General features: G+C 60.3%; 20 protein-coding genes. 9 read left to right on the top strand and 11 right to left on the bottom strand.

Annotated features, from left to right (window positions below; genetic code table 11):
- Positions 1–58: 58 nt before the first annotated feature.
- The 4 genes from V3W39_RS03110 to V3W39_RS03125 all read left to right on the top strand — a co-directional run bounded on the left by V3W39_RS03110 (position 59) and on the right by V3W39_RS03125 (position 3,152).
- The gene (locus tag V3W39_RS03110) at positions 59–1,009 is read left to right on the top strand and encodes a LysR family transcriptional regulator (RefSeq protein WP_177075575.1); all 951 of its coding nucleotides are present in this window, start codon (positions 59–61) and stop codon (positions 1,007–1,009) included.
- Between the two features lie 77 nt (positions 1,010–1,086).
- Positions 1,087–1,539 (top strand): MarR family winged helix-turn-helix transcriptional regulator, encoded by a 453-nt coding sequence (locus tag V3W39_RS03115; protein WP_010176158.1) that lies wholly within the window; start codon positions 1,087–1,089, stop codon positions 1,537–1,539.
- Positions 1,540–1,690: 151 nt separating this feature from the next.
- Positions 1,691–2,110 carry an organic hydroperoxide resistance protein gene (locus V3W39_RS03120; protein ID WP_010176159.1) on the top strand — a complete coding sequence of 140 codons (420 nt, stop codon included), beginning with the start codon at positions 1,691–1,693 and terminating at the stop codon, positions 2,108–2,110.
- A gap of 25 nt (positions 2,111–2,135) precedes the next feature.
- Positions 2,136–3,152, top strand: coding sequence for an alpha/beta hydrolase fold domain-containing protein (locus V3W39_RS03125; RefSeq protein ID WP_177045447.1), 1,017 nt, complete (start codon positions 2,136–2,138; stop codon positions 3,150–3,152).
- Positions 3,153–3,311: 159 nt separating this feature from the next.
- Here V3W39_RS03125 and V3W39_RS03130 read toward each other — a convergent pair whose 3' ends face one another.
- Together V3W39_RS03130 and earP are read right to left on the bottom strand one after the other, a co-directional pair.
- Entirely contained in the window at positions 3,312–3,884 is a 573-nt protein-coding gene (locus tag V3W39_RS03130) for an elongation factor P (RefSeq protein ID WP_003218698.1), read from the bottom strand.
- Positions 3,885–3,933: 49 nt separating this feature from the next.
- Positions 3,934–5,067, bottom strand: coding sequence for an elongation factor P maturation arginine rhamnosyltransferase EarP (gene earP, locus V3W39_RS03135; protein ID WP_177113253.1), 1,134 nt, complete (start codon positions 5,065–5,067; stop codon positions 3,934–3,936).
- Positions 5,068–5,320: 253 nt separating this feature from the next.
- On the opposite strand from earP, the gene V3W39_RS03140 reads away from it, so the two are divergent.
- Both V3W39_RS03140 and V3W39_RS03145 read left to right on the top strand, forming a co-directional pair.
- Entirely contained in the window at positions 5,321–5,692 is a 372-nt protein-coding gene (locus V3W39_RS03140) for a hypothetical protein (protein ID WP_330212189.1), read from the top strand.
- A 15-nt stretch (positions 5,693–5,707) separates the two neighbouring features.
- Entirely contained in the window at positions 5,708–6,190 is a 483-nt protein-coding gene (locus V3W39_RS03145) for a GreA/GreB family elongation factor (protein WP_177075581.1), read from the top strand.
- Between the two features lie 5 nt (positions 6,191–6,195).
- On the opposite strand, the gene cysB is transcribed toward V3W39_RS03145, so the two are convergent.
- From cysB to V3W39_RS03170, 5 genes are all read right to left on the bottom strand, one after another.
- Positions 6,196–7,170 (bottom strand): HTH-type transcriptional regulator CysB, encoded by a 975-nt coding sequence (gene cysB, locus V3W39_RS03150; RefSeq protein ID WP_010176165.1) that lies wholly within the window; start codon positions 7,168–7,170, stop codon positions 6,196–6,198.
- Between the two features lie 104 nt (positions 7,171–7,274).
- Positions 7,275–7,775 carry a universal stress protein gene (locus tag V3W39_RS03155; protein WP_017477371.1) on the bottom strand — a complete coding sequence of 167 codons (501 nt, stop codon included), beginning with the start codon at positions 7,773–7,775 and terminating at the stop codon, positions 7,275–7,277.
- Between the two features lie 63 nt (positions 7,776–7,838).
- On the bottom strand, positions 7,839–8,756 hold the full coding sequence (locus V3W39_RS03160) for a 5'-nucleotidase (RefSeq protein WP_177113257.1): 918 nt from the start codon (positions 8,754–8,756) through the stop codon (positions 7,839–7,841).
- A gap of 15 nt (positions 8,757–8,771) precedes the next feature.
- On the bottom strand, positions 8,772–9,737 hold the full coding sequence (locus tag V3W39_RS03165) for a putative 2-dehydropantoate 2-reductase (protein WP_177045458.1): 966 nt from the start codon (positions 9,735–9,737) through the stop codon (positions 8,772–8,774).
- Positions 9,734–10,126, bottom strand: a complete 393-nt coding sequence (locus V3W39_RS03170) for a thioredoxin (protein WP_177045460.1) — start codon at positions 10,124–10,126, stop codon at positions 9,734–9,736. The genes V3W39_RS03165 and V3W39_RS03170 overlap by 4 nt, the downstream gene beginning before the upstream one ends.
- Between V3W39_RS03170 and V3W39_RS03175 the strand changes: the two genes are divergently transcribed.
- Complete coding sequence (locus V3W39_RS03175; protein WP_177045469.1) at positions 10,125–10,559, top strand: PilZ domain-containing protein; 435 nt, start codon at positions 10,125–10,127, stop codon at positions 10,557–10,559. The genes V3W39_RS03170 and V3W39_RS03175 overlap by 2 nt on opposite strands.
- Positions 10,560–10,692: 133 nt before the next feature.
- Positions 10,693–11,769, top strand: a complete 1,077-nt coding sequence (locus tag V3W39_RS03180) for a 3-deoxy-7-phosphoheptulonate synthase (RefSeq protein WP_003218719.1) — start codon at positions 10,693–10,695, stop codon at positions 11,767–11,769.
- A 58-nt stretch (positions 11,770–11,827) separates the two neighbouring features.
- On the opposite strand, the gene V3W39_RS03185 is transcribed toward V3W39_RS03180, so the two are convergent.
- Positions 11,828–12,109 carry a GNAT family N-acetyltransferase gene (locus tag V3W39_RS03185; protein WP_003189869.1) on the bottom strand — a complete coding sequence of 94 codons (282 nt, stop codon included), beginning with the start codon at positions 12,107–12,109 and terminating at the stop codon, positions 11,828–11,830.
- A gap of 626 nt (positions 12,110–12,735) precedes the next feature.
- Between V3W39_RS03185 and oprI the strand changes: the two genes are divergently transcribed.
- Positions 12,736–12,987 (top strand): outer membrane lipoprotei OprI, encoded by a 252-nt coding sequence (gene oprI / locus V3W39_RS03190; protein WP_003172710.1) that lies wholly within the window; start codon positions 12,736–12,738, stop codon positions 12,985–12,987.
- 159 nt (positions 12,988–13,146) lie between these two features.
- Here oprI and V3W39_RS03195 read toward each other — a convergent pair whose 3' ends face one another.
- From V3W39_RS03195 to V3W39_RS03205, 3 genes are all read right to left on the bottom strand, one after another.
- Positions 13,147–14,109, bottom strand: coding sequence for a L,D-transpeptidase family protein (locus V3W39_RS03195; RefSeq protein WP_177045471.1), 963 nt, complete (start codon positions 14,107–14,109; stop codon positions 13,147–13,149).
- 72 nt (positions 14,110–14,181) lie between these two features.
- Positions 14,182–14,475, bottom strand: a complete 294-nt coding sequence (locus V3W39_RS03200) for a hypothetical protein (RefSeq protein ID WP_003218723.1) — start codon at positions 14,473–14,475, stop codon at positions 14,182–14,184.
- A gap of 58 nt (positions 14,476–14,533) precedes the next feature.
- A complete protein-coding gene (locus tag V3W39_RS03205; protein ID WP_330212190.1) occupies positions 14,534–15,139 on the bottom strand; it encodes an arylesterase in 606 nt (201 codons plus the stop codon).
- Positions 15,140–15,142 lie beyond the last annotated feature (3 nt).

Genomic DNA, 15,142 nt, shown 5'->3' on the forward strand with positions numbered 1-15,142 from the left:
GCGCGGAAACGCACAGCAACGCACAATGGCTATGCCAACTTCGCATAAGCAGCCGCTGATGAACCCTAATACGCTGACCGACCAACTGAGCCTGTTCCTGGATGTGCTGGAAGCCGGCAGCTTTTCCGCCGCCGCGCGCCGTCATCCGCTCACGCCCTCGGCCGTGGCGCGACGCATCGACAGCCTGGAAAGCTCGGTAGGCAGTCGACTGTTTCAACGCAGCACTCATGCCGTGGTGCCGACGCCCGCCGGGCTGGCGTTTGCCGAGCGCGCGCGGCGGATTGTCAGTGAGCTGCAACTGGCGCGGGCCGAAGCGGTGTCGCTCAGCCACGCACCTGAAGGGTTGATCCGCGTGGACGCCCCTGCAGCCTTCGGCCGACGTCACTTGGCGCCTGCCATTGCCGACTTTCTTAACGTGTATCCGGGCCTCGACGTGCACCTGCACCTGATCGACAGCTTTGTCGACATGCAGGGCGAGCATCTGGGCAAGGTCGACCTGGTGCTGCGGGCCGGGCATATCGTCGACACCCGCCTGATCGCCACGCCCCTGGCCAGCATCGTGCGCATCGCCTGCGCCAGCCCGGCCTACCTGAAGAGCCGTGGCACACCGACCCATCCCAGCCAGTTGAACGAACACGACGGCCTGGACTGGGAAGGCCTGGCACCGATGTTCGCCTGGCGTTTTGAGCTGGATGGGCGCAAGACCACCTACCGCCCGCAACGCATCCGCATGAGCGCCAACAACGCCGAAGCCCTGCTCTCCGGGGCGCTGGCCGGGCTTGGGGTTGCCCACCTCCCGACCTGGCTCGCCAGTGAATACCTGGTGCGCGGCGAACTGGTGCCGCTGTTCTGCGAGAACGGCCTGCCGACGCCTGAAACCGCTGGCATCTATGCGCTGCGCCTGGAGCAACACGCCAACGCCCGCAGCCGGTTATTGCTCGAATACCTCAAGGCACGCTTCAGCCCGGTGCCGCCGTGGGATCTGGCGCTGCAAAGCGGCTTGGGCTGACCGGCCGGACAGAATTGTCTGGCGCGTTAAAGGTTTGCCCGCTAGATTCAAAACCAGACACGTTTTAAGGCACTGCCATGACCAAGCCCCTCGATACCTGCGAATCCTTGCTGCTCGACAACCAACTGTGTTTTGCCCTGCATTCCACCTCGTTGCTGATGACCAAGGTCTACAAACCGCTGCTGCAAGCCCTCGGCCTGACCTACCCGCAATACCTGGCCATGATGGTGCTGTGGGAAGAAGATGGCCTGACCGTCGGGGAAATCAGCAACCGCCTGCTGACGGACCCCGGCTCCCTGACGCCGCTGCTCAAGCGCCTGGAAGCCGAAGGCCTGCTCAGCCGCACCCGCAGCCGCGAAGACGAGCGCGTGGTGGTGGTTGAATTGACCGAGGCCGGGCGTGCCCTGCGAGACAAGGCAATGGACATACCGCAGTGCATTCTGGGCGCCAGCGGGCTGGACATTGAACAACTGCGCAAGCTGCAGGGTGACTTACTGGCGCTGCGCGGGAATTTGCAGCGTAGCGTTTAACCCCGGAACCCGCGTGCCAGAGGGCTCCAACCCTCACACGCGGATTTTTTTGTAAATTTATCTTGCGCACTAACTATTAGCGCGATACATTCACCTCACCACTTACTTAGCGCGCAAACAATTAGCGCAAACACCGACGAGGAAAATCACCATGCAAACTCTCTACACCGCAGTAGCCACCGCCACCGGCGGCCGTGATGGTCGTGCTGTTTCCAGCGACAACATCCTTGACGTAAAACTCTCCACGCCAAAAGAGCTGGGCGGCGCAGGCGGCCAGGCCACCAACCCGGAACAACTGTTCGCCGCCGGCTACTCCGCCTGCTTTATTGGCGCCCTGAAATTCGTCGCCAGCCAGACCAAACGCAAAATCCCGGATGACGCTTCGATCACTGCCCACGTCGGCATCGGTCAAATCCCCGGCGGTTTCGGCCTGGACATCGACCTGCACATCAGCCTGCCCGGCCTGGCCCAGGACGACGCGCAAAGCCTGGTCGACGCGGCGCACCAAGTCTGCCCGTACTCCAACGCCACCCGTGGCAACGTCGATGTACGCCTGCACGTAACCGTCTAACCCACGCGGTTTTTTGGAGAAGAACATGAACACATTTGGCAAAGTACTCACCGGCACCCTGCTCGCCTTCTCGATCACCAATGCCTTTGCGGCCAGCGGTGACGTGGAACACAACACCCAGGCGTTTCTCGATGTACTGAACGCCGGCACCGGCAAACCGATGGAGCAACTGACACCCAAGGAAGCCCGTGCGGTGCTGACAGGTGCACAGTCGGGTGTAAAGCTCACACTGCCCAAGGCCGACGTCAGCCAGAAGACCATTCAGGTCGACGGCCAGCCGCTGAGCCTGACCATCGTGCGTCCGGCCGGGGTCAAGGGCACGCTGCCAGTGTTCATGTTCTTCCACGGCGGGGGCTGGGTGCTCGGGGATTTCCCGACCCACGAGCGGCTGGTGCGCGACCTGGTGGTGGGTTCGGGGGCGGCGGCGGTATTCGTCAACTACACGCCATCACCTGAAGCGCATTACCCGGTGGCCATCAATCAGGCCTACGGCGCAACGAAATGGGTGGCCGAACACGGCAGCGAGATCAACCTCGATGGCAAACGCCTGGCCGTCGCCGGCAACAGCGTCGGCGGCAATATGGCGGCGGTGGTCAGCCTGATGGCCAAGGACAAGGGCACCCCGGCGATCAAGTTCCAGCTGCTGTTATGGCCGGTGACCGACGCCAACTTCGACACCGGTTCCTACAACCAGTTTGCCGAAGGCCACTTCCTGACCCGAAACATGATGAAGTGGTTCTGGGACAACTACACCACCGATGCCAAGCAACGCGCCGAGATCTATGCGTCACCGCTACGGGCCACCACCGCACAGCTCAAGGGTTTGCCACCTGCGTTGATTCAGACCGCAGGCTCCGACGTGCTGCGTGATGAAGGAGAAGCCTACGCCCGCAAGCTGGACGAAGCCGGTGTACCGGTGACCGCCGTGCGCTACAACGGCATGATCCACGACTACGGTTTGCTGAATGTCGTCAGCCAGGTTCCGGAAGTTCGCTCGGCCTTGCTACAAGCCTCGGATGAGCTCAAGCAACACCTGAAGTAAAAACTTAACGCCCAATAAAAAGCCCGCTTGTAGGAGCAAGCTTGCTCGCGAAGAACTCATAGGCACCGCGTATATCCAGGATGTACGCGTTATCGTTGAAGTTTTTCGCGAGCAAGCTCGCTCCTACAGCGGGCTTTTGTCGTACCGGTGCCGCAAGAATTACTTCTTGGCGCGACCTTTGTACGAACCACCTTCACGGGTGTCGATCTCGATCAGGTCGTCGATTTCGATGAAATCGGCCACTTGCAGTTCGGTACCGTTAGCCAGCTTGGCAGGCTTCATCACTTTGCCCGAAGTGTCGCCGCGAGCGGAACCTTCGGTGTAGGCAACCTTACGCACGATGGTGGTCGGCAGCTCTACGGAAACCAGACGGTCTTCGAAGAAGATAGCTTCGCAGACGTCTTCCATGCCTTCTTCCACGAACGGCAGAACGGCTTCGATGTCTTCAGCGTTCAGCTCGTACATGGTGTAGTCGGTGGTGTCCATGAACGTGTAGGTGTCGCCGCTGATGAAGGACAGGGTCGCTTCTTTGCGGTCGAGGATCACGTCGTCCAGTTTGTCATCGGCGCTGTAGACGATCTCGGTCTTGTAACCGGTCAGCAGGTTCTTCAGCTTGGTCTTCATGATTGCGCTGTTACGACCAGACTTGGTGAACTCAGCTTTCTGAACCAGCCAAGGGTCGTTTTCGAGACGGATCACTGTACCGGGTTTCAGTTCTTTACCAGTTTTCATTGCGAATATCCGAAATTTGGATGGGATTTACAAAAATCAAGGTCGCGTATCATATCCAATTTACATAAAACTGTACCAGCGCCGTCGCAAGATCGGTCCGCGAGCCTTGTTCCAGAGCCCATTTTTCAGCGTTCGCCGTCACTTCCGGCCAGTGTTCGAGGAGCATTTTCCAGCTATGTGCCATATCGCCATCAGCGTTCCAGGCCTGCCAAAGGGTGACCAACGCGACTTTCGCGGCCGGTGACAAGCCCTCGGTGTACAACTCAAGGAAAGCGTCCAGCTTGTCCAGGTGAATGTCTTCGTCCTGGCGGTAGATGTGCCACAGCAGGGGTCGCCCGGCCCATTGCGCCCGCACGAACGAGTCTTCGCCGCGCACGGCGTTGAAGTCGCAGCACCAGAGCAATCGGTCGTATTGCTCCTGGCGCACGAACGGCAGCACCTGCACCGTCAAGGCATCGCGCTGGTGCACCTCGCCCACATTTAGCGACGCGACACCCAGCCAGCGCTGCACGTCACCCAGGATCCGCCCTTCCGGTACCAGCAGATGAGTGGTTCGCCCATCGGCGGCCAGCACGTCGAGCCAACTGGCCAGTCCGGCGTTTTCGTAGGCAAACAACGACATGATCCGCGCGCCCGAGGTCGGGAAAACCCCAAGCGCCTGCAGAAACTGCTGCCGGGCGGCGGCGTCTTGCTGGAAGGCATCGCGCTGTTCCAGCAGCCCGGCTTCGCGCAGCAAACCGCCAGTACCGAGACGGAATCCGGGAAAGAAGAAGTACTTTTGCACGCCCTTGAATTTCACCGACGGTAAACCGTGGCAGCCGACCACCCAGTCCTCGGCGCTCAGGTAATCCAGGTTCATCCACAGCGGCGTGCGTTCCCGTGCGGCCATCGCTTCCATATAGTCAGGCGGCAGCTGGCAGGCGAACGCGGCGATCACCACGTCTGCCGCATCGGTTGCCGGCCAGTCGCGAGGCCAGTGGCGTACGTCGACGCCCTCCTGCCATTGCTGGTGCACCTGCACATCGATTTCGGGGCACATGCGTTCGAACGCCCGCAGGTCATCGACCCACAGGCGCACCGCACAACCTTGTTCCGCCACCAATTGCCGGGCCAGGCGCCAGGTCACGCCGATGTCGCCGTAGTTATCGACGACGCTGCAAAAAATATCCCAGCGGGCTTTCATTCCGGGCTCCAACGCTCAAAGGCTCGATTGTCCGCACAAATGCCCCGATTGCGAAGGGTTGATCGCGATTATTCTGCACGCGGCTGTGGGACAATCAGCGCCATCCGGCCCCGTAGCAGCTGTCGAGCCCTGGCGAGGCTGCGTGACGGTGGTGAATCTGACGATTTACTTTGGCTGGAACACCGCTACGCAGCCTCGCCAGGGCTCGACAGCTGCTACGTCGCTACGTTGTTCATTTAAGGGGATATTCATAATGGCCACCAGCGCACCGCTCTCGCTGTTCAAACTCAGTATCGCCGTGGCCTTCGGCCTGTGGCTGGGGTTTATCGCCATCGTGCTGAGCGTATGGCTGGCGTCCCGCTATTTGCCTGAGCAAACCGTGGCGCCGGTGGCTCGGGTGGTGCAGCAGTTGGGCAAACCCGAAGTGGTCGCACCGGAGCCGCCGAACCGCATGTTCGAGCAGTATCAGGAGAACCTTCGCAAACAGGAGCAACAGCAGACCCTGGACCAGGCCCGCAACAACCCGCGCAACCTGTCCAACCCCAAATGCCAGTTCTGGCTGCAACAGGACCAGAACGCCCCCAACGACAAGAGCCGGGCCAACGTCCTGCAATTTTGCGATTGATCACGAAAGCCGCCCATGAATAAGCACGCCGTTCACCAACTGGTCCTGGACAAGCTCGCGGTCGATCTCGATATCGCCCAGCGCGCGGCGCAAACCGCCTACGAAACCGCGACCCACGAAGAAAACATCGCCGAGAACAAGTACGACACCCTGGGGCTGGAGGCGTCTTACCTGGCCGCCGGCCAGGCCCGGCGCGTCGAAGAGATCAAGCAGGCACTGACGCTCTGCCAGAACATGCAGCTGCGCCCCTACGACGAGCAGCGCGGGATCGAGGTGGGCGCATTGCTGGGCCTGGTGGATGAAAACGATCGCCAGCAGTGGCTATTCCTGGCACCGGACGGCGCAGGTTTGAAAGTCGATGTGGTGGGGCAACCAGTGACCGTCATCACCCCGCGCTCGCCCCTGGGCAAAAGCCTGCTGGGCAAGTTCGAAGGGGATGAGGTGGAGATTCTGGTGGGAGGCGCTCGGCAACAGTTTGCTGTTACCGAGGTGAAGTAAGCCGATCAGTGAACCGGTAGTTCAACGCCGTCGAACAGCTCTTCCAGTTCCTGCTTGTTGTGGCACTGGATGGCCTTGGCCATCACTTCGCGGGTCAGGTGCGGGGCGAACTTCTCGATGAAGTCGCACATGAAACCACGCAGGAAGGTGCCGCGACGGAAACCGATCTTGGTCACGCTGGATTCGAACAGCTCGCTGGCATCAAGCACCACCAGGTCGCTGTCGAGCTTGGTGTCGACCGCCATCTTGGCGACGATGCCAACGCCCAGGCCCAGGCGCACGTAGGTTTTGATCACGTCGGCGTCGGCAGCGGTGAACACTACTTTCGGCGTCAGGCCACGGTGACTGAAGGCTTCGTCGAGTTTCGAACGGCCGGTGAAACCGAATACGTACGTCACGATCGGGTATTCAGCCAGGGCTTCCAGGGTCAGCTTCGGCAGCTTGGCCAGCGGGTGACCTTGCGGGACCACAACGCAGCGGTTCCAGCGGTAGCACGGCATCATCACCAGGTCGCCGAACAACTCCAGGGCTTCGGTGGCAATCGCGAAATCGACGGTGCCGTCTGCGGCCATCTCGGCGATCTGCATCGGCGAACCCTGGTGCATGTGCAGGGCCACGTCCGGGTACTGCTTGATAAAGCTGCTGATTACCGGCGGCAACGCATAACGCGCCTGGGTGTGGGTGGTGGCGATCGACAGGGTGCCCTTCTTCTCGTTGGAGAATTCCTGGGCGATCTGCTTGATGCTTTCGACCTTGCGCAGGATCTCGCCGGCGGTGGTGATGATTCGCTCCCCGGCCGGGGTGACGCGCGTCAGGTGCTTGCCGCTGCGTGCGAACACTTCAACGCCCAACTCGTCTTCGAGCAGGCGGATCTGCTTGCTGATACCAGGTTGCGAGGTGTAAAGGCTTTGAGCAGTAGCGGAAACGTTGAGGTCGTGGTGCGCCACTTCCCAGATGTAGCGCAGTTGTTGAAGCTTCATATGTGTCCCTCAAAGCGGATAGACGCCACGGGTATCAGCGACGGTATATAACTATATTAAAGGTTAGACGGATAAATCTAGAACTTTTTATCGTTTTCTACCAATCACACGTCATCACTGCGTCGACGCTGCAACAGCGGCACCAGATATACCGGCACCTGCGACAGCTGCAACACCCGTGCGGCGGTTCTCCCCAGAGGTGTCGCCACCCCGACCGCCTGGCTGTGACTACCTACGATCAACAAATCCACAGAGAGTTTCTGCGACTGGTCGAGAATCACTTCACAGGGGTCGCCCTGGATCACCCGCACCGAACGGATCAACTTGAGGTCCTGCTCCCCTTCCCCCAACTCCTCACGAAAACTGTCGAGCACCCGTTGCTCGATGGTCGCCATCACCGTGGTCAGCCCCTGGCTTTGCCATTCACTCAGGGCCTTCTCATCAAGGTAGCTCTGCAACACCGATTCGGCGAACAGCCCGATGGGCTCGACCACGTGAATCACATACAGATCAGCCTTGAACGTTCGCGCCAGCGCCAGGGCATGTTGCATCACATAAGGCGCGTACAGACCCAGGTCCGTGGCGTACAACATCGAACGAATCATAGAACCTCCTGGATAGCCAGGATGGCGGAGATTGATTCAGCTTAGCAGCGCCTTTGGCAGTGCTCAGCCCTCGGTCTGAATTTTCAACTCGTTACTGATGCCATGGGGCACGTGCCCGGTGGCCACGAACTCCCGGGCCTTCTCGCAATGCCCTTCCTGGTCATCGAAAAACACATCGGCGGCAAAGGCTTCGAGGAACGCCGACTTTTCCAGGCCGCCGAGAAACAGCGACTCGTCGAGACGGATATCCCACTCGCGCAGCGTGCGAATCACCCGCTCGTGGGAAGGCGCCGAACGGGCGGTCACCAGCGCGGTGCGGATCGGGCAGGACTCGTCGGGAAACTCACGCTGCAACAGGTTGAGCGCCGCCAGGAAGCCCTTGAACGGACCGCCACGCAACGGCTCCCGTGCCGACTCCCGCTCGCTGGCCTGGAACGCTTCCAGGCCTGCGGACTGGTAGACGCGCTCGGACTCGTCGGAAAACAGCACCGCGTCGCCATCGAAGGCGATCCGCAATTCAGCACTGGAGGCACGACCTGCACCGCCTGAAAGAATGGTCGCGGCGGCAAACCCGGCATCCAGGGCGCTGCGCACGTCCTCGGCATGTGTGGACAGAAACAGGTGGCAGCCAAACGCTGCCAGATAAGGATAAGGACTGCGCCCGCCGACAAACGCGGCGCGGGAGATATCCAGGCCGTAATGCTGGATCGAATTGAATACGCGCAAACCGGTGTCGGCACTGTTGCGCGACACCAGCACCACCTCGACCCGGGCACGGCCGAGGCTGGCGTTGAGGCTCAGGAGTTTTTTCACCAGCGGGAAGGCGTCACCGGGCTCGAGGGTTTCTTCCTCGTGGTCGATCTGGTACTTGCGGTACGCCTCGACGCCTTGTGCCAGGTAGACCTTGTGGCTTTCGCTCAGGTCGAACAGTGCCCGCGAGGAAATCGCCAGCACCAGTTTGTCGCCCAATCCCTTTGCCATGTGTGTTCCCCCCAATCAGCGGTTATGCCGATCCATAAAACTCAAGGCCTGGTACAGCGCCTGCATTCGTGGCAGCTCACAACCGGCTGCCTTTGCGGCCGCCAAGGGGCGCGCGTAGATCGCCGCCAGCTCCAGCGGGCGCTTGTGCACGTAATCGTGATACATGCTGGGCAGGTAGTCATCCATGCTTTCGGTCATGGTAAACATCTGCCCGGCGTAACTGGCGGGGATTTCATGCCCGCACGCGTGGGCGCCCTGCACCACTTCGGCCATCAGCGCCTGGATCAGTTCACGACTGGACTCATCCGCCATCATCGCCGTGGTGCCGGTGCCGAACAATACGGAGAGGCCGTTGTACGGCACGTTCCACACCAGTTTATGCCAGCGTGCCTGATGCACATTGGCCATGGCCTGGGAATCGATGCCGGCCTGGTGAAACAGTGCGGCGCCCTCTTCGACAATCGCCTGCCGACCGGTGTCATCGTTGGCCGCGGGGCCACTGTGGTAACCCAGGTTGACCCGGCCCAGCGCCTGATGCTCGACAATCCCGGGGCCGGAACGGTGCACGCCGATGTAGCACAGGCCACCCAGCAGGTGCAGCGACGGCGGCAGGTGTTCGCGCAGGCTGTCTTCGACATCCAGGCCATTTTGCAGCAGCACAACTTTGGCGCCCGGAGCGGCGATCTGGGCGATGGTCGGGGCCAGCTCGACATTCCCCGTCGACTTGGTACCCACCAGCAGCCAGTCGCAAGGCGGCATGTCGGCGGCACGGGCATAGGCCTGCACCGGGTGCAGGTGCAAGGTGCCATGGACGGTACTGTTAAGTTGCAGGCCGCGCTCGCTCACCGCGGCGTATTCGCTGCGCAGCAAAAAATGCACATCGAAGCCGGCACGCGCGAGCATCAGGCCGTAGAAACCACCAATGGCCCCGGTGCCGATAATCCCGATCCGGGGCGACTGTGTTTTTGCAACGTCGGTCATGGCAACTCCTCTGGTATTCGTTTGAGCGCCTGCTGCACACCCTGAGTCAGGTCGCTGGCGGTCAGACGCGTCAATGACGCTAATATTCCATGGAATTTCCCGTCACACACCACAAACAGCGCCGGCAGGTGAAAGATCTCGTAGCGCTCCACCGCGCCACCATTGTGGCCCGCATCCACCCAGCAGACCCGGTCCACCGGCAAATCCCAACCCGGCAGTTGCTGGTGAAGGAAGCGGCAACGGGAACAACCCTCACCGGTAAACACCACCAGCGAGGTGCCGGGCAGCCCCAATAATTGCTGGTCGATATCCAGATCGGTAAGTTGCAGTTCTTTCACTATACTGCTGCCACCGCCGTCAACTGGACGGTGCTCGGAGTCCGTGTGCATGGGTCGTTTCTTTCCTCACCCTGATGATGTCGCTGTCGAAATAACCCAACGCCCCCTTTCCGGCATTTCCCGCCAACGGCTGCACACTATCGGCCTGGGCGGCGTCGCATGCAATTGCCCGCGCGCCTGGCGCCAGGGCACGGCCATCGAAATGCACATCCCTGCACTGGGCCTCACGGCCCGCTATCCGGGCTATGTAGCGTGGTGCCGCAAAGGCGAACACGGCTACCGCGTCGGCATTGCCTTTACCGATGAGCAGGCCTTGTTCGGTGCGCGGATGGGCGAGCAAGTGTGCCAGATCGAACGCTATTGCCGGCTGCACGAAGGCAGCGGGCCGACACCCAGGCAGAGCGAAGCCCTGGCCCGGGAATGGGTCACGCGCCATGCCGGCGAGTTCTCCCATGAGGCTTTTGTGCAGCCAGCACTGGATTAAAGCGGCCTTTGCCCATTGTCTCCCAGCCTTGTAACGCGCTAAGGTTCGGCTCCCCGCTGCACTTAAATCATGCTGTGCTCCGCCGCACGGGGATCGCTGGCGGCCGGCACCCGTGACCCTGACGAGTAACACGATGGCTGATTTACCGATCAACGACCTTAACGTCGAATCCAACGAGACCCTGATCACACCCGATCAGCTCAAGCGCGAAATCCCCCTGAGCGACGCTGCCCTGCAGACCGTCACCAAGGGCCGCGAAGTCATCCGTGAGATTCTCGACGGCACCGACCACCGCCTGTTCGTGGTCATCGGGCCGTGCTCGATCCATGACCTCAAGGCTGCCCACGAATACGCCGAGCGCCTGAAAGTGCTGGCGGCGGAAGTGTCCGACACCTTGTACCTGGTGATGCGCGTCTATTTCGAGAAACCGCGTACCACCGTGGGCTGGAAAGGCTTGATCAACGACCCGTACCTGGACGACTCGTTCAAGATCCAGGATGGCCTGCACATCGGTCGTCAACTGCTGCTGGACCTGGCGGAAATGGGCCTGCCGACGGCAACCGAAGCCCTGGACCCGATTTCCCCGCAGTACCTGCAAGACCTGATCAGCTGGTCGGCGATTGGTGCGCGTACCACCGAATCCCAGACCCACCGGGAAATGGCTTCCGGCCTGTCCTCGGCTGTCGGCTTCAAGAACGGCACCGACGGCGGCCTGACCGTGGCGATCAACGCCCTGCAATCGGTCTCCAGCCCACACCGTTTCCTGGGCATCAACCAGGAAGGTGGCGTGTCCATCGTTACCACCAAGGGCAATGCCTACGGTCACGTGGTGCTGCGTGGCGGCAACGGCAAGCCCAACTATGATTCGGTCAGTGTGGCCCTGTGCGAACAGGCGCTGAACAAGGCGAAGATCAAGCCGAACATCATGGTCGACTGCAGCCACGCCAACTCCAACAAGGACCCGGCCCTGCAACCGCTGGTGATGGAGAACGTGGCCAACCAGATTCTGGAAGGCAACCAGTCGATCATCGGCCTGATGGTCGAGAGCCACCTGAACTGGGGTTGCCAGGCGATTCCGAAGGACCTGGCCGACTTGCAATACGGCGTGTCGATCACCGATGCCTGCATCGACTGGTCCGCCACCGAGACCACCTTGCGCAGCATGCACGCCAAGCTCAAGGACGTCTTGCCCAAGCGCCAACGCGGCTGAGCAAAGACTGCGGACACAAAAACGCCGGGCTAAGCCCGGCGTTTTTTATGCCTGCTCGTCAGAGCTTCGCGGCATGGCGCTGATGGCGCTCCATGTAGCGCTCCACGTAGGAGCAGGACGGGATCACCGTATAACCTGCCTCTTCGGCGAACTTCAACGCTTCCTCGGTGAGCGCAGCAGCAATGCCACGGCCCCGCAGCGCGTTGGGCACGAAGGTGCGATAGATATCCAGGGTCTGTTTCCCAAGGTCCATATAGGTCAGATAGGCACGATGACCGTCCACATTGGTCTCGAACTGATGACCAGCCTGGTCATGGTGGATGGACAACGCCTCGCTCATCACTACTCCTCGCGGGTCTTGGTTTCTGACCCCTACCTTACCGATGTTTTTCCGGCGAAGGAACATCTACGCCACCCGGTGCCGGTTTCGACAACGAGAAAAGTCGCCAGTGCCTTGCACTAACGCTCACAACCAGCACAGGGAAATAGTAGGCGCCAATCGCACAATTGCTCAAGACACGCTCGTCCTCCGTTGCGCTGGCGGACATAGAAAGGGCCAATCGAGCATCCTTAGGTCGATGGCCTGAACATTGCCGGCAGTTGAAGCTTGAGACGAACACGCGCTCTTAAAGTCACCTCTACATGCACAAAAGATACCGGGTGGCGAAAAGACATTCTGAACAATAGTGTCGGGGACGATATATAAATTGACTTATGTTTACATGGCTTAACACATGCCAGCCGGCCCTTTCAGGCTGGATCCAATCCCCGGCAGAGTGCAAAAATCTGGATAATTTTTATACAGACTCTCAAAAGATTAGCCAAAATAGATTGGCCGCGAGAATTTTTTTTGCTTCTTGCGCTACGTCAGTTTACTTACTACAAGTAATGGGTAGTATGTACGCCGGCTATTAGCTCACTCTGAGAAAGTAGCCATTTAATAGAAAGTCCTTGAAGGGGAACACGATGAACAACGTTCTGAAATTCTCTGCTCTGGCTCTGGCCGCAGTTCTGGCTACCGGTTGCAGCAGCGTCTCCAAAGAAACCGAAGCTCGTCTGACTGCAACTGAAGACGCAGCAGCTCGCTCCCAGGCTCGTGCAGACGAAGCCTACCGTAAAGCTGATGAAGCTCTGGCTGCTGCTCAAAAAGCACAACAGACTGCTGACGAAGCTAACGAGCGCGCTCTGCGCATGCTTGAAAAAGCAAGCCGCAAGTAATAATCCTTCGGGGTTGTTATCAAGCCGATCCATTCTTGGATCGGCTTTTTTTTGCCTGGAATTTCGTGGGAGCGGGCTTGCTCGCGAAGATCGTCAACGATGACGCGTGCAGCCTGAAAGAACGCGGTGCTCGGGAGTTTTTCGCGAGCAAGCTTGCTCCTACTGATCGACCGGCGTGCTCGACACCATCGGCGCCCCGCCCGGCACACCGATTTCGGTCGGCAAACCGTCTTCGGCGGCAACTACGTCACGCACCTGGTCCCAGTTGACCCGCAGGTTGCTGGACAGGTCTTCACGCTTGAGCAAGGCGTTGATCACCGCAGTGTGCTTGTCGACCACCGACGGGGTGCCGTCGTCGTTCAGCGGCGTATGGGCTTCCAGATAGACCTTGCCACCGGCTGCGCCGAACTTGTAGGCATCGTTGATGATCCGCACCGACGTGCCCACCGGCACCATGCTCGCCATTTCCAACACGTTGTTGTTGAACATGCGGAAGCAGCCGTGGCTGGTACGGGTACCAATACCAAACTTCATGTTGGAGCCGTGGATCAGGTAACCCGGGGTGCCGAGGGTGAACTTGAACGGCCCCAGCGGGTTGTCCGGGCCGGCCGGCACCACGTTGGGCAGCGGGTCGCCGTTGGCAGCGTGTTCGGCCTTGATCGAGGCGGGCGGGGTCCAGGTCGGGTTGGGGATCTTGCCCGTGATGGTGGTGTGGGCGACCGGAGAGCCCCAGCCCTCACGGCCAATACCCAGCGGGAACGTGTACACCACGTTCTGGCCCTTGGGGTAGTAGTAGAGCCGGTATTCCGCCAGGTTGATCACGATGCCCTCACGCGGGCCCGGCGGCAGGATGAAGCGCGTCGGCAGCACAATCTCGGTACCCGCCCCCGGCAACCAGGCATCGACGCCCGGGTTGGCCGCGACCATCTCCGAATAACCCAGGTCGTAGGTCGTGCCCAGGTCGGCGAAGGTATCTTCGTACTTGGCCTTGATCACCTGGACCTGGCCAACGATATCTTCACCCGGTGGCGGCAAAGGCAACTGCAAGGCTGCAGCGGAACCGGCCGCGCAGAGCGCAGCAAGAGACAGGCAGCAGGTGACGACGGAGAGGCGCGACAACATCCGGGAATTCCTTCGCAGATCGACGGGTAGTAAAAAATGGATTGTACACGGCTGCCCGGCGGGCACCCATATTCAAAGTTCGAAGCGCAGCTCTGGCCAGATCGGCGGTGTGCCGCGCTTTTGCGACTCAAGGATCGCCCGGCATAAGGGGCACAAACGCTGGTCCTGGAAGATCGAGCGATCCACCGACGACCAGCGTGGCTGAGCGGGCAACAACGTACCGCAGAGGGTGCGGTCAATGGACCCGCCCAACTCCAATTGACGCGTCACCAGATGCACCCGGACTTCCTGGCAGGCGAACAGATCCAGCTGCTCGTCAGGCTCGATCAGTTGGTAGGCAAACAGGGACCAGGCAGGACGCGACATCAGGGGCTCCAAATCGGGGGGGCGCCACCTTAGCCGAAAGACCGCTGCTAGAAAAGCGTCATAGCAGTGGTTTTAGCGTTGGCCAGACATTTTCCAGCAACTTGCCCTGCGCGCCAACCGCCGGGTGCAATTGGTCAGCCTGCATCAGCTCCGGATGACCGCCAACTCCCTCCAGGAAAAACGGTACCAGCGGGACGTTTTTTTCCTTGGCCAGGGCGCCGTAGACCTCGGCAAATGCCGTGGTGTATTTCGGCCCATAATTGGGCGGCAACTGCATGCCCAACAGCAGCACCTTGGCCCCACCGGCCTTGGACTGGTCGATCATCGATGCAAGATTTTGTTTCAATTGCGCCGGTGGCTGTCCACGCAAGCCGTCATTGCCGCCCAGCTCAATGATCACCACGTCCGGCTTATGCTCTGCAAGCGCCGCCGGCAGCCGCGCCAGGCCTCCGGCACTGGTGTCGCCGCTGATGGAGGCGTTGACCACTTTATCGTCGAAACCTTCGCTCTTGAGCCGTTGTCCCAACAACGCTACCCACCCTTTGCTGGTATCCAGTCCGAAACCGGCACTGATACTATCGCCAACGATCAGGACTGTACCCGCCGCTGCGTTCTGGGCCATGCACATCAAGGCCAGGCCAGCACTCAAAAACCACATTCGCATTGG

The sequence above is a fragment of the Pseudomonas sp. Z18(2022) genome (assembly GCF_036346535.1).
In the GTDB taxonomy this organism is placed as follows: domain Bacteria; phylum Pseudomonadota; class Gammaproteobacteria; order Pseudomonadales; family Pseudomonadaceae; genus Aquipseudomonas; species Aquipseudomonas yamanorum_A.

Excerpts from the sequence above, each read along its gene's own strand:
- V3W39_RS03110 (WP_177075575.1), top strand. The coding sequence starts at position 59 with ATGAACCCTAATACGCTGACCGACCAACTGAGCCTGTTCCTGGATGTG.
- V3W39_RS03115 (WP_010176158.1), top strand. The coding sequence starts at position 1,087 with ATGACCAAGCCCCTCGATACCTGCGAATCCTTGCTGCTCGACAACCAA.
- V3W39_RS03120 (WP_010176159.1), top strand. The coding sequence starts at position 1,691 with ATGCAAACTCTCTACACCGCAGTAGCCACCGCCACCGGCGGCCGTGAT.
- V3W39_RS03125 (WP_177045447.1), top strand. The coding sequence starts at position 2,136 with ATGAACACATTTGGCAAAGTACTCACCGGCACCCTGCTCGCCTTCTCG.
- V3W39_RS03130 (WP_003218698.1), bottom strand. The coding sequence starts at position 3,884 with ATGAAAACTGGTAAAGAACTGAAACCCGGTACAGTGATCCGTCTCGAA.
- earP (WP_177113253.1), bottom strand. The coding sequence starts at position 5,067 with ATGAAAGCCCGCTGGGATATTTTTTGCAGCGTCGTCGATAACTACGGC.
- V3W39_RS03140 (WP_330212189.1), top strand. The coding sequence starts at position 5,321 with ATGGCCACCAGCGCACCGCTCTCGCTGTTCAAACTCAGTATCGCCGTG.
- V3W39_RS03145 (WP_177075581.1), top strand. The coding sequence starts at position 5,708 with ATGAATAAGCACGCCGTTCACCAACTGGTCCTGGACAAGCTCGCGGTC.
- cysB (WP_010176165.1), bottom strand. The coding sequence starts at position 7,170 with ATGAAGCTTCAACAACTGCGCTACATCTGGGAAGTGGCGCACCACGAC.
- V3W39_RS03155 (WP_017477371.1), bottom strand. The coding sequence starts at position 7,775 with ATGATTCGTTCGATGTTGTACGCCACGGACCTGGGTCTGTACGCGCCT.
- V3W39_RS03160 (WP_177113257.1), bottom strand. The coding sequence starts at position 8,756 with ATGGCAAAGGGATTGGGCGACAAACTGGTGCTGGCGATTTCCTCGCGG.
- V3W39_RS03165 (WP_177045458.1), bottom strand. The coding sequence starts at position 9,737 with ATGACCGACGTTGCAAAAACACAGTCGCCCCGGATCGGGATTATCGGC.
- V3W39_RS03175 (WP_177045469.1), top strand. The coding sequence starts at position 10,125 with ATGGGTCGTTTCTTTCCTCACCCTGATGATGTCGCTGTCGAAATAACC.
- V3W39_RS03170 (WP_177045460.1), bottom strand. The coding sequence starts at position 10,126 with ATGCACACGGACTCCGAGCACCGTCCAGTTGACGGCGGTGGCAGCAGT.
- V3W39_RS03180 (WP_003218719.1), top strand. The coding sequence starts at position 10,693 with ATGGCTGATTTACCGATCAACGACCTTAACGTCGAATCCAACGAGACC.
- V3W39_RS03185 (WP_003189869.1), bottom strand. The coding sequence starts at position 12,109 with ATGAGCGAGGCGTTGTCCATCCACCATGACCAGGCTGGTCATCAGTTC.
- oprI (WP_003172710.1), top strand. The coding sequence starts at position 12,736 with ATGAACAACGTTCTGAAATTCTCTGCTCTGGCTCTGGCCGCAGTTCTG.
- V3W39_RS03195 (WP_177045471.1), bottom strand. The coding sequence starts at position 14,109 with ATGTTGTCGCGCCTCTCCGTCGTCACCTGCTGCCTGTCTCTTGCTGCG.
- V3W39_RS03200 (WP_003218723.1), bottom strand. The coding sequence starts at position 14,475 with ATGTCGCGTCCTGCCTGGTCCCTGTTTGCCTACCAACTGATCGAGCCT.
- V3W39_RS03205 (WP_330212190.1), bottom strand. The coding sequence starts at position 15,139 with ATGCGAATGTGGTTTTTGAGTGCTGGCCTGGCCTTGATGTGCATGGCC.